Annotated in this window: 8 protein-coding genes; all 8 read right to left on the reverse strand. The window is 75.7% G+C overall.

Annotated elements, in window-relative coordinates:
- Positions 1 to 4: 4 nt before the first annotated feature.
- Complete coding sequence (locus OP86_RS32755; RefSeq protein WP_051829614.1) at positions 5 to 2,914, reverse strand: AfsR/SARP family transcriptional regulator; 2,910 nt, start codon at positions 2,912 to 2,914, stop codon at positions 5 to 7.
- 165 nt (positions 2,915 to 3,079) lie between these two features.
- The gene (locus OP86_RS03225) at positions 3,080 to 4,441 is read right to left on the reverse strand and encodes a hypothetical protein (protein ID WP_030062306.1); all 1,362 of its coding nucleotides are present in this window, start codon (positions 4,439 to 4,441) and stop codon (positions 3,080 to 3,082) included.
- A 38-nt stretch (positions 4,442 to 4,479) separates the two neighbouring features.
- Entirely contained in the window at positions 4,480 to 6,390 is a 1,911-nt protein-coding gene (locus OP86_RS03230; RefSeq protein ID WP_051829615.1) for an AMP-binding protein, read from the reverse strand.
- A 38-nt stretch (positions 6,391 to 6,428) separates the two neighbouring features.
- Entirely contained in the window at positions 6,429 to 7,763 is a 1,335-nt protein-coding gene (locus tag OP86_RS03235) for a condensation domain-containing protein (RefSeq protein ID WP_030062303.1), read from the reverse strand.
- 82 nt (positions 7,764 to 7,845) lie between these two features.
- Entirely contained in the window at positions 7,846 to 9,618 is a 1,773-nt protein-coding gene (locus tag OP86_RS03240; protein ID WP_078653552.1) for an acyl-CoA dehydrogenase family protein, read from the reverse strand.
- 8 nt (positions 9,619 to 9,626) lie between these two features.
- A complete protein-coding gene (locus OP86_RS03245) occupies positions 9,627 to 10,427 on the reverse strand; it encodes a thioesterase II family protein (protein WP_051829617.1) in 801 nt (266 codons plus the stop codon).
- Positions 10,420 to 11,814 (reverse strand): MFS transporter, encoded by a 1,395-nt coding sequence (locus OP86_RS03250; protein WP_051829618.1) that lies wholly within the window; start codon positions 11,812 to 11,814, stop codon positions 10,420 to 10,422. Before OP86_RS03250 ends, OP86_RS03245 begins: the two co-directional genes overlap by 8 nt.
- The gene (locus tag OP86_RS03255) at positions 11,811 to 12,014 is read right to left on the reverse strand and encodes an MbtH family protein (RefSeq protein WP_030062298.1); all 204 of its coding nucleotides are present in this window, start codon (positions 12,012 to 12,014) and stop codon (positions 11,811 to 11,813) included. The genes OP86_RS03250 and OP86_RS03255 overlap by 4 nt, the downstream gene beginning before the upstream one ends.
- Positions 12,015 to 12,026 lie beyond the last annotated feature (12 nt).

A 12,026-nucleotide genomic window follows, 5' to 3' on the forward strand; every position in this document is an offset into this window, starting at 1 on the left:
CGCCTCACCGGGGACGCGCCGCGCCCGTCAGCAGCCCGAGCTCGCGCCGCACCTCGACCGCGGTCTCCGAACGGGAGGCCTCCAGCAGCTGCGCCGCCCGGGCCAAGTGGGTGGCGGCCTCCTCCCGGCGGCCGAGCGCGGCCAGCAGGCCGGCGAGCAGCCGCCTGATGCCGGCCTCCCCCGCGGCCGGGCCGTGGCGGTCGCTCAGGTCGAGCGAGCGGCGGGCCGAGACCAGGGCCTCCTCCAGCCGGCCGAGCGCTCGCAGGGCGTGGGCCTGGATGGTCAGCATCCAGACCAGGTCCGGCTTCGACCCGCCCGCGAGCAGGGCCAGGCCGCGCCGGGCGTGTTCCAGGGCCGTCCCGGGCTCGCCGAGGGCGAGCAGGGTGGCGGCCAGGTGGTAGCTGGCGGTGGCCTCGGTACGCGGACGGTCGGCGGCCTCCGCCAGCCGGGCCGCCTCCTGGAGCAGCGGCCGGGCCCGGTCGGGCTGCCCGGCGTCGAGCAGGCCCTCGCCCAGGGCGAGCGCGGTCGGCAGCCGTCGGCGCCAGCCGCCGCCCGCCGATGCGGCGGCCGCGGCGGCGCGCTCCAGCTCGGCGAGGCCGGCCGCCCACTCCTGCCCCTTCACCTGCGCCAGGCCCAGCACCCGGCGCAGCCGCCAGACCCCCTCGGGGTCGTCCGCGAGCTCGGCGGCCCGGAGCCCCGCGACGGCGACCGTCCGCCACCGGCCGAGGAAGTCGGGGTGGGTGTAGTACGGCGTGCTGCAGTTCTCGGCCAGCCGCCAGGCCCGGTCGTGGTCGCCCCGGGCGGTCGCCTCCTCGACCAGCGCCCGGATCACGGGTTCCTGTTCGCGGAACCAGACGAGCCCGGCGGCGTTGTCCGGCATGACCGGGAGGTTCAGCGGCCGGTGCTCGCGGTGCCGGGAGAGCAGCCAGGGGTACGGGGTGAGCCGGCCGGCGGCGGTGGCGACGGCCGCCAGGTGGTAGTCGGTCAGCCGGGCAGCGGCGGCCGCGCGCTCCGGCGGCCCGTGCCGCTCCGCGAGCTGGCGGCGACAGTACTGGGCGACCAGGGCGTGGCGGCGGTACCGCCCGGGGTGCGGCTCGCCGATCAGGTGGGCGCCGGCCAGGCTGCCGAAGGCCTGCCGGGCCTCCTCGGCCGGGCAGCCGAGCAGGGCCGCGCCGCCGAGCAGGTCGATCTCCGCTCCGGGGTGGGCGCCGAGCAGGGACAGCAGCCGGGCGGCCGCCTCGGGCAGCAGCCGGCTGCTGAGGGTGAGGGCGGCCGTGACGCCCGCGCCGCCGGGGTGGTCCGGGCCGTCGGGGTGCGCCTGCTGGTCGGTGATCTCCTGGACGAGGTGGGCGATCCGCCAGCCGGGCCGGGCCGCCAGCCGGGCGCCGGCGAGCCGGACGGCCAGTGGCAGGCGGTCGCACAGCTCGACCAGCCGGGCCGCCTGCTCGGGCTCGGCGGCGACCCGGGCGGGGCCGATCGCGGCGGCGAGCAGCGCGAGCGCGTCCTGCGGCCCCGGGCAGTCCAGCGACCGCCAGGCGCCACCCTCGCGGGCGACCAGCTCGGCCAGCGCGGACCGGCTGGTGATCACGGTGGCGCAGCCCGCGCCGGTGGGCAGCAGCGGGCGTACGTCGGCCGCCTCCCTCGCGTTGTCGAGCACGAGCAACAGCCGTCGGGTGCGGGTGAGTTCGGCGAAGAGGGCGGAGCGGTCGGCGCCGTCGGCGGGGATCTCGGCGGCGGGGACGCCGAGTGCGTGCAGGAATCCGCCCAGGACGTTCTCGGGCTGTTCGGGGGCACGGGTGTCGTACCCGCGCAGGTCGGCGAAGAGCTGGCCGTCGGGGTAGTGGGCGGCCGCGTGGTGGGCCCAGCGCACCACGAGGGCGGTCTTGCCGACCCCGGCCGGGCCGACCACGACCGCAAGTGCGGGCTCCTCCGGGTCGGCCTCCCGCACCCGGTCGAGCCAGTTCCACTCCTCCTCGCGGCCGACGAACCCGCCTCCGGCGCGGGGGAGTTGGCGCGGCGACAGCGGGAGCGCCGGGCCTGCGGCCGCTCCCGGAGCCGGCCACGGGACGGTCACCGTGGCGGGCGGCACGGCCGGTTCCTGAGCCGCAGTCGGAGGTGCAGTCGGAGCCGGAGCCGGAGCCGGCGAAGACAGCGCGGCGGGCGCGGCCGGGCGCGCGGGCGGTGCGGGCGGTTCCGCCCGCAGCACCTGCTCGAAGGCCTCGCGCAGGCCCGAGCCCGGCTCGACGCCGAGTTCCAGCACCAGCCGTTCGCGCGTCCGGTGGTAGCGCTCCAGCGCCTCGGCCTGCCGCCCGTCCTGCTGGAGGCAGAGCATCAGCACCCGGACCAGCGACTCCCGCAGGCCGTCGGCCCGCACGGCCTGGTCGAGCGAGGGGATCGCCTCCCCGCCCCGGCCGAGGGCGAGTTCGACCTCGGCCCAGGATTCGAGCACGCCCAGGTGCTGCTCGTCGAGGCAGCGGGCGGCGGTCTCGCGGCGTTCCCCGGCGGGCAGGTCGGCGAGCGGGCAGCCGCGCCACAGCGCGAGGGCGTCGCGCAGCAGGCCGGCCTTGATCCGTGGGTCGTCGGTGTGGGCGGCCCGGCCCACCAACTCCTCGAAGCGGTACAGGTCCACCTGGTCGGCCGCGCCGGTGAGCCGGTATCCGTTGTCCTGGGTCAGCAGTTCCAGCCCGCCGCCCAGCAGTTTGCGCAGCGCGGCGACATGGCCCTGGAGCGCCTGCCGGGCCCGTGGCGGCGGGGTGCCCTCCCAGGCGAGCCGCATCAGCCGCCCGACGGGCACGGTCCGGTTGAACTCCAGGGCCAACCCGGCCAGCACGGCGCGCCGTTTGGCACTGCCGATGGGCAGCACCGCGCCCCCTTCGGCACACAGTTCGACCGGCCCCAGCAGCAGGACCCGCACGTGACCCTCCCCTGTTCCTCTCGGTGTCGGCGGACACCCGGTGTCCGTCCGACGATCGCAACACGAGACCGACGCAGCCGGTCGTCGGGCCGAATTCCGGGTGAACCCCAGTACGGCTCAGACGGGCAGCGGCCCAGACGGGCAGCAGCCCAGACGGGCGGCGGCTCAGACGGGCGGCAGCTCGTACAGCGCCGAGCCGGAGAAGGCGCCGTTGGCGACGTTGACGACACCGACCCCGCTCTCCACCGCCGTGCCCCGGGCCAGCACCCCGGCGAAGCCGTTCGCCATCGTGAAGACACCCCAGACGATCAGCCAGGGCTGCAACCTACCGTGCTCGTCCGGGAACAGCTCGGTGACCGGCCTGATCCGGCGCTGCAGCACGTAGGGGCCGCCGAGCGCGGCCGTCACCTGCTCGTGCCAACGCTCGGCGGTGACCGACTCGTCCCAGCCGAGCACGATCCCGTGGCCGCCGTGCGAGACGGTCGGCTTGAGCGCCAGCTCGTGCCGGTGCGCCAGTGCGTGGTCGAGGAGGTCGGCCGTCGTGCCGTCCTCCAGCGTCACCGCACCGGGGCGCACCATCCTGGTCCACGGCAGCAGGCGGTCCAGGGCGGCGAGTTCGTCCGCGCCGAAGAGCCCCCGGTTGTGCTCGTCGGAGAGCATCGCCAGCGCCGCCTTGCTCGCGTACAGTTCGGCCTCCAGCGGGGCGAAGAGGTGCACCTCGCCGCGGTCGGCGGCGTCCAGCACCCGGCCCATCAGCGCCGGCGCCTCGGCGGACTCCAGCAGGTCCTCGTTGATGAAGATCCGCAGCACGATGTCCACCGCCCGCTCGCCGAGCCACACCCGCCCGTCGCGGTACTCGAACTCGCCGAGGTGGCAGGCGTGCGCGTCCACGCCCAAGTCCTGGAGGTGGGCGCAGAATTCGGCCAGGATCGGGGCCCACCGGTCCTGGTAGCTGCTCGGCCAGTCGGCCATCGCGACCACGGGCCGGCTCTCGGCGCCCAGGCCGGTCTCGGCGTACATGGTGGCGACCAGCTCGCTCATGGTGTCCAGGCAGCCGAGGCCGTGCCGTTCGGCGAAGTCGGCGAGCAGCGGGTGCTCCAGCAGGGCCCGGGCCATCACGGCGTTGTCCATGCCGCCCAGCGCGCTGCTCATGTTGGCTTCGAGCAGCTTGAAGCCGGTCTCGTCCACGCACAGGTCGGTCCGGGCCATTCGCGTCACCGAGGCGCCCCGGCTGCGCAGCATCGTCTCCAGCCGTACCCCGGTGACGCCCACGGCCTCGCCGAAGGCGGCCAGGTCCCCGCCGAAGAGCCGGTCGGGCAGGCTCAGCAGGGCGCCGCGGAAGAGCTCCAGGTCGGCGGCGAGCCGGGTCTTCTCCTCGTGGCCGAGGAAGAGCGGGCGGGAGAGGAAGCCGTTGTAGTTGGTGGTGAGCAGCTCGATCTCGGGCTGGCGGCCGATGAGTTCGGCGGCCTTGGCGCCGTGGGCGGCGACCTCGGCGAGGTAGCGCTCGGTCAGGTTCGATCGGTCCATCGGTGGGCCTTCCGGAAGTTGACGGTCCATCAGTTCTCTCATCGGCCTTCGGAGACGCGGCGGCGGATGAGCTCCGCGAGCGCGGCGAGGTCGGGCTGGCGCATCACCTCGGCGGCCCGGCAGCGGATCCGGTACTGCTCCTCGATGGCGGCCAGCAGGTGCGCGGCGGCCAGTGAAGTGCCGCCGGATTCGGCGAAGTTGGCGTCGAGGGTGAGCTCGGGCCGGTCGAGCAGGGCACGGCAGGTGGCGAGCAGGAAGCCCTCCGGGGCGGCCCCGGCCGCCTCCGGCTCCGCCGCCGGTTCCGATACCTCCGCCGGCTCCGGTACTGCCGCCGGTTCCGCGAACGCTTCCGGTTCCACCGCCGGCTCCACCGCCGCAGGAGCGACGAGCGCGGCCAGCGCGGCGCGGTCGATCTTGCCGTTGGCATTGAGCGGGAGGTCGGCGAGGACCCGGACCAGGGCGGGCAGCGCCTGGGGCAGCAGCCGGGCCCGGGCGGCCGCGAGCACCTCGGCCTCAGCCGGCTCGGCGCCCTCGGCGGGGCGCAGGAAGGCGGCCAGCCGGAGCGCCCCGCCGGCGCCCCGCACCGGGACCACCACGGCGCGGCGCACCGAGGGGTGCGCCTCCAGGGCGGCCTCGACCTCGGCGGGTTCGATCCGGACGCCGCTGATCTTCACCTGGTCGTCCAGGCGGCCCAGGAACTCCAGCACTCCGTCGGCCCGCATCCGCACGCGGTCGCCGCTGCGGTAGACCCGCCCGCCGAGGCCGTCCGGGCCGGGGACGAAGCGCTCGGCGGTGCGCGCCCGGTCCAGGTAGCCGAGCGCCAACCCGGCTCCGCCGATGAGTAGTTCACCGCTCTCGCCGCGCGGCAGCAGCTCCCCGTCCGGGCCCGCGACGCCGACCGTGACGCCGCTGATCGGCACCCCGATCGGCACCGGCTCCACGCGGTCCGCACCGTCCGAACCGGCCGAGCCGTCCGGACCGGCTGCCGAGGCCTCCAGCCGGTGCGCGGTGGTGAGCACGGTGGCCTCGGCGGGGCCGTACATGTTGCGCACCACGGCCGTGCACCCGGCGGGGGGCCGCACCCGCATCCGGTCGCCGCCCACGGACAGGTGGCGCAGCGCCAGCCCCGTGGGCCACGGACGTGAGAAGGCCAGGTCGGCCAGCGGGGTGGGCAGGATGCAGTGCGTCACGGCCGCCTCCCGCCACCAGTCGAAGAGCCCGGCGGTGGAGCCCCGGGCCTCCTCGGGCGCGATGTGCAGCGCGGCGCCCGAGCACAGGGCCGTCCAGAGCTCCATCAGATGCGGGTCGAAGGTGGTGCCGATCAGCAGGCTCACCCGGCTGCCGGGGCCGATGGCGAGCCGGTCGCAGGTCCAGCGCACCAGGTTGGCGAGCGCGGCCCCGGGCACCAGCACGATCTTCGGGGTGCCGGTGGAGCCGGAGGTGGTCACCCCGTAGAAGGCCTCGGTGCGCCGGGGCGCCGGGCCCTCACCGCGGCTCGCCACGCCCAGGCCCGGCAGCTCGGCGGGCTGCTCCAGGTGCCAGCCGGCGGGCGGCTCGGCGCCGGCCTCGGTGAGCAGGCAGCCGATCCCGGCCTGCTCGGTGAGGGCGCGCAGCCGCTCCTCGGCGGGCTCGGTGCCGAGCGGCAGGTAGACCGCACCGAGCCGGGCCAGCGCCACGGCGGCGGCGACCAGCAGCGGCGAGCGCTCCAGCCGCACGCCGACCAGTTCGCCGGGGCCGGCCAGGCCGTGCAGCCGTTCGGCGATCAGCCGGGCGTGCCGGTCCAGCTGCCGGTAGCTCCAGGTGTCGGGGCCGCAGACCACGGCCGGGGCGTCCGGATCCTTGGCGAGCCGGCTGTCGAACCAGTCGAGCGGGCCCTCGCCCGTGCCCGGGGCGGGGGCGGGGGCGCCGCCCCGGGCGAGGCTCGGCAGCGGGGTGGTGGCGGTGGTCACGTCGTTGTCCTCACGGTCGGTACGTCGCGGTGCGGGCGTCAGAGGGCGGCGAGCGGGGTGTCGGAGGCGGCGAGGTAGCCGCGGAGCATGGCGGTCAGTTCGGTGTGCAGGGCGTCGATCTGCCCGGGTGTGAAGAGGTCCGAGGCGTGGTCCCAGATCAGCAGCATTCCGGCGTCCTCCGTACGGGAGTTGACGGTGCGCCGGGCATCGGGGATCAGCACCACGTCGAGGTCGAAGCGCGAGGTGCCGGTGTTGTAGCCCTCGTGGACGAAGACCTCCAGGCCGAGGGCGTCCAGCTGCGGCAGCGGCGCGTCGTGCGCGCTGAACATGACCCGGAAGAGCGGGTTGTCCAGGCCCGCGGCGGAGTGCGCGCCCAGCTCCCGGGCGAGGTCCTGGATCGGCACGCCCTGGTGCGGCAGCGAGCGGAACAGCACCTCGGTGACGTCGTCGACGGCCGTCAGCGCCGTGTCCGCCTGGTCCAGGCGCACCCGCAGCGGCACCGTGTTGACGAACATCCCCACCGTCTCGGCGTGGCCGGGCGGCCGGTTGCCCACGGCGCTGCCGATCACCAGGTCGGTGCGGCCGCTGTGCCGGTGCAGCAGCTCGGCGAAGAGGGTGAGCAGGATCGAGAACGGGGTGTGGCCGTCCCGCCGGGCCACGGCCCGCAGCCGGTCGGCGAGTTCGGGCTCCAGCAGGTAGCGCAGCTGCTCGCCGTGCGGCACCTCGCGCACCCGCGCGCTGTCCACCAGGCCGGGCAGCGGCAGGTCGAAGGCCGCGCCCGCCAGGGTCTCCCGCCAGTAGGCCACCGCCTCCCGCTGGTGCCCGGGCTCGGCCTGCGCGGCCAGCTGCTCGCGGACGTGCTCGGCGTACGAGCGCGGCGTGGGCAGTGCGGCGGGCACACCGGTGGTCAGCTCGCGGTAGGTGGCGAAGACGTCCCGCAGGACCAGGCCGAACGACCAGCCGTCGTGCACCAGGTGGTGCTCGGTCTGGAGCAGGCGGTGGTGGTCGGGGCCGAGCGCCACGAGCGTCCAGCGCACCATGGGCGCGGCGGCGGTGTCGAACGGGTCGTCGTGCTGCTCGCGCCAGAGCGCCTCGAAGGCCGCCTCCTGGTCGGGCTCGCCCCGCAGGTCGACGGTGCGCCAGCGCAGGCCGCAGTCGTGGTTGACCCGTTGCAGGGGCGGGAAGCCGTCGGGCACCAGCTCCAGGCGGAAGCCCTCGTGGCGCTCCAGCACGGTAGCCAGGCTGCGGCGCAGCGCCGCCTCGTCCAGCGGTCCGCGCAGGTCGAGGGCGGCGGTGAAGTTGTACGCGCGGCTGTCGGGGAAGAGCTCCTCGTGCAGCCAGACGATCTCCTGCGAGCGGGAGAGCTCGAACATGGACGGCCCTTTCAGAGCGGTTGGCGGGTTACGGCCGGGGCGGGTACGGCCGAAGCGGGTGCAGCCGGGGCAGGGGTACGGCTCAGCCGGCCGCAGGGGTGTCGGTGACGGTGTCGCGCAGCAGGAAGTCCAGGCCCTCGCCGTGCAGCCAGCGGTCGGCGAGCGCGCCGTACCCGGGCTGCTCCTGCTCGTCCTCGGCCAGGCGCCGCCGGGCGTCGGCGACGCGCTGGCGGGCGTCGGCGCAGTAGACGTCGGCGAGGTCCTGGCTCGGGCCGCTGCCCGAGGGGTCCAGGGCGGCGGCCCGGGCGAGCACGACGGACATCGTGAACAGTTCGGCGTTGACCTGGTTGAGCAGGATGAGGGTGTGCTCGCGGGCGAACAGCTCCTCCTGGTCGTGGTGGCGCTCGGCCAGGCCCCGGGCGACGGCCGCGTACTCCACCGCCTGCTCGGCGACGAAGCGCAGGTGCCCGCGGTTGCGCGGGGCCAGCGTCTCGGTCTGCCAGGGCCGACCGACGGGCTCGGCCGCCACCGGCAGCGGCTCGGGGTAGTGCCGGGAGAGGGCGCGCCGGGAGGCCCAGTGGTCCACCAGGAAGTCCACCCCGCCGGCCACCCTCAGCGCACGCGCGTCGCGGAAGTAGCGCTCCACCGGCAGCGGTTGAGCCCCGCGCCGGGCCTTGCTGCGCGCGGTCTCGTATCCTTCGGCGGCGAGCAGCGAGAGGGTGCGGTCGATGATCCGCCAGGCCGTCAGCGAGGTGATGTTCTTGGCGGCGGTCTGCTCCGGGTCGAGGTCGATGCCCGGGTGGGCGTCCTCCGCGAGCAGGCACCATTCGACGACGCTCTCCATCGCGAAGACCTCGGCCAGGCCGGTCGCCACGATGCGCTGGATCTCCTCGTACTGCTCCAGGCCGCGCCCGGCCACCGACCGGCGCCGCACGAACTCGCGGCTCCAGTGCACGCTCAGGCGCCCGACCGCCAGGGCGGGCGCGGAGATCGGGTACATCCGTCCGCGCACGCTGATGCTGTGCAGGGCCGGGGCGAGCCGCCACTCCGCGTCGGGGGCCAGGCCCGCCGGGGCGAACACCCGGCTGTGCGGGACGAACACGCCGTCCAGGGTCAGCGCCGCGTTGGGCAGGCCCTTCAGGCCCAGGTACTCGTGCCAGGACTTGACGGCGAAGCCCGGGTCGGTGGTGTCCACGAAGAACAGCCGGATCGTCTCCCGGCCGCCCTCGCTCACGGTGGCGGAGACGCGCAGCAGCCGGGCGATCGGGCCGTTCTGGATGAACACCTTCTCGCCGGTGAGCAGGTAGCCGCGGCCGTCCCCGGTGGGCACGGCGGTGGTGGTGCGGGAGCGGTTGACCGCCCCGGCGGGCTCGGTGTCGGCGTCGCCGGAGATCGCGCCGTCCGCGAGCAGCCCCGCCAGTTCGGTCTTCAACTCGCCCTCCGCCAGCACCGGCAGGTAGGCGCCGGCGCCGAGGCCGAGGTGCACGGCCATCGCGTAGCAGGCCGTCACCGACCAGCTGGCGGCGGCCTGGATCATCCGGAAGGCGTTCTGCGCGGACAGGCCGAGGCCGCCCTGTTCGGGGGCGTCCTGGAGGCGGAAGTAGCCGCGCTCGGCGCACTCCTGGTGGAAGTCCTTCGGCAGGGCGCCGCTGCGGTCGACCTCCTCCGGGTCGACGGCGGCCCGCAGGAAGGCCGTCAGCTCCGCCACGGCGGCGTCGCCCCGGGCCCGGTCGGCGGGGCTCTGCCGGGGGAAGGGGCTGATCAGGTCCCAGCGCAGCCGGCCGAGCTGGAGCTCGGCGAGGAAGCCGGTCGGGCCGGGGCCGGTGGCGTCGTTCGTCATCGCAGCGTTCGTCATGGCAGCCTTCACAGGTGGTCGGGGGACGGGGTGACCGCGGTGGCCGGGGCGGCGGTGGCCGGGGTCAGCAGCACCCGGCGGAGGTGGTCGAGCAGGGCGGTCCGCTGCTCGCGGAGGTAGAAGTGGCCGCCGGGCAGCAGGTGCAGCCGCAGCGGGCCGTCGCTGTGCCGCTCCCAGGCGGCGAGGTCCTCGGGCGTCAGCCGGTCCTCGGTGCCGCCGAAGACGTGCAGGGGCAGGCCGAGCGGTGTGCCGGGCCGGTGGCGGTGGGTGTCGACGATCTCGAAGTCGGCCCGGTGCGGGGCCATCACGAGGGCCAGCAGCTCCGGGTCCTCGGTGAGTTCCTCGGGGAGCGAGCCGTACTGGCCCTGGATCGCGGCGAACAGCTCCTGGTCGCCCAGGTGGTGCAGCGGCGGCAGTCGGCGGTGCAGGTGCGGGCCGGGGTGGGCGGAGAGCAGCAGGCACTCGGGCTGGGGCAGCCCCCGGTCGCGCAGGGCACGGGCCGTCTCGTAGGCGAGCAGGGCGCCGAGGCTGTGCCCGAAGAAGGCGAACGGGCCGTCGAAGGAGGCTTGTTCGACCAGGTCGGCGACCAGCGGTTCGACGGCGGTGTACGGCTCCTCGTCGACCCGCGAGCCCCGGCCGGGGAGTTGGAGGCCCCAGACCTCGACCTCGGGCAGCTCGTCGCCCCAGCGGACGAACTCGCCGACCGCCCCGCCGCTGTGCGCGAAGCAGTACAGCCGGATCGCGGCCTCGGGCCGCCGATGGCGGGTGACCAGCCAGCGCGGGGAGCCCGGGTTCGGGTGCTCAGACATGCTGGTCCTCCTTGGTGGGGCCGTCGGCCTTGGTGGGGCCGCCGGCGTGGGCCGCGGGGCCGGCCTGGGCGGGGTCGGTCGCAGCGGGCTCGGTCGCAGCGGGCTCGGTCGCCACGGGGTCGGTCGCCACGGCGGCGGGCAGGTCGCGCAGGGCGCGCACGGCCGGGGTCAGCAGCGGCAGCCCGGCCAGGACGGCCCCCGCCCCGGCGAGCCAGAGCACCCCGCGCAGCCCGAGCGGGCCGGCCAGCGCGCCGCCGAGGAAGGTGCCGAGCGGGATCACCCCCCAGACCACGAACCGCAGCGTCGCGGTCATCCGCCCGCGCAGTTCGGCGGGGGTGACGGCCTGCCGGAGGCTGACCTGGTTGACGTTGAACACGGCGGCGCACAGCCCGGACAGCGCCATCGCCGCGCCCAGCACCGGGAGCGCGGTGGCGGGCCCGGCCAGCGGCAGCAACAGGAGGGCCAGCCCCATCGCGACGGTGGCGCCGAGCAGCGCGGAGCCGACGCCCCAGCGCCGTACGACCCGGCCGTTGACGGCGGCGCCGAGCAGCACGCCCGCATTGGCCACGGCCAGCACTCCGCCCAACTCCCCGGGGGAGAGCTGGAGTTCGCGGACGCAGTAGAGCACGAGCACGGCCTGGACCATTCCGAACAGGCCGAACAGGTTGCCGATCCCGGCACTCAGCGCGATCGGCCGCAGCAGCGGGTGCCGGAAGACGTACCCGAGCCCCTCCCGGATCTCGGCGATCAGGCCCGGGCCGGCGCCCCGCCGCGGCTTCTCCTCGTCCACCCGTACGGCGAGCAGCAGCAGCCCGGAGACGGCGTAGCCGACCGCGTTGGCCGCCACCGCGACCGGCGCACCGACCAGCTGGGCGAGCAGGCCGCCCGCGCTCGGCCCGGCCAACTGGCCGGACGTCTGGGCCAGTTGGAGCTTGGTATTGCCCTCCACCAGGCGCTCCTCCCCGATCAGGGCGGGGAGGAAGGACTGCGCGGCCAGATCGAAGAAGACGGTGAGCACACCGATCACCGCGGCCACCGGAAAGAGCAGCCACAGCTGCAGCACGCCGAACCAGGCGGCCAGCGGCACGGCCAGCAGCACGGCGAAGCGCGCCAGGTCCGCCACCACCATCACGGGCCGGCGGCGCAGCCGGTCGACCCAGGCCCCGGCCGGCAGGCCGATCACCAGGAACGGCAGGTACTGCACGGCCGCCAGCAGGCCGACCTGGAAGGCACTCGCGTGCAGCACCGTCACCGCCGTGAGCGGCAGGGCGAGTTCGGTGATCTGCGCACCCAGCACGCTCACCGCCTGCGCGCCCCAGAGCTTGCGGAAGCCGGGGTGGCGCCAGAGACCGGGCGCCACCCCGCCACCGGAGGCCGGAGCGGTCATCGCCCGGCCCGCTCGCGCACGCTCAGCGGGCGCAGGTCGCTCCACAGCTCGCCGATCCTGGCCAGGCACTCCGCCCGGGAGCCCTTCGCGTCCTCGCCCGCCCAGCCGGGCGGAAGCTCCCGGCCCGCCGGCCAGAGCGAGTACTGCCCCTCGGTGTTGCGGACGACCTGGTACTCCCGGCCGTCGTCGTCCTCGAACATGCTTCTCCCTCG

The sequence above is a fragment of the Streptomyces novaecaesareae genome (genome assembly GCF_000716875.1).
Lineage (GTDB): Bacteria > Actinomycetota > Actinomycetes > Streptomycetales > Streptomycetaceae > Kitasatospora > Kitasatospora novaecaesareae.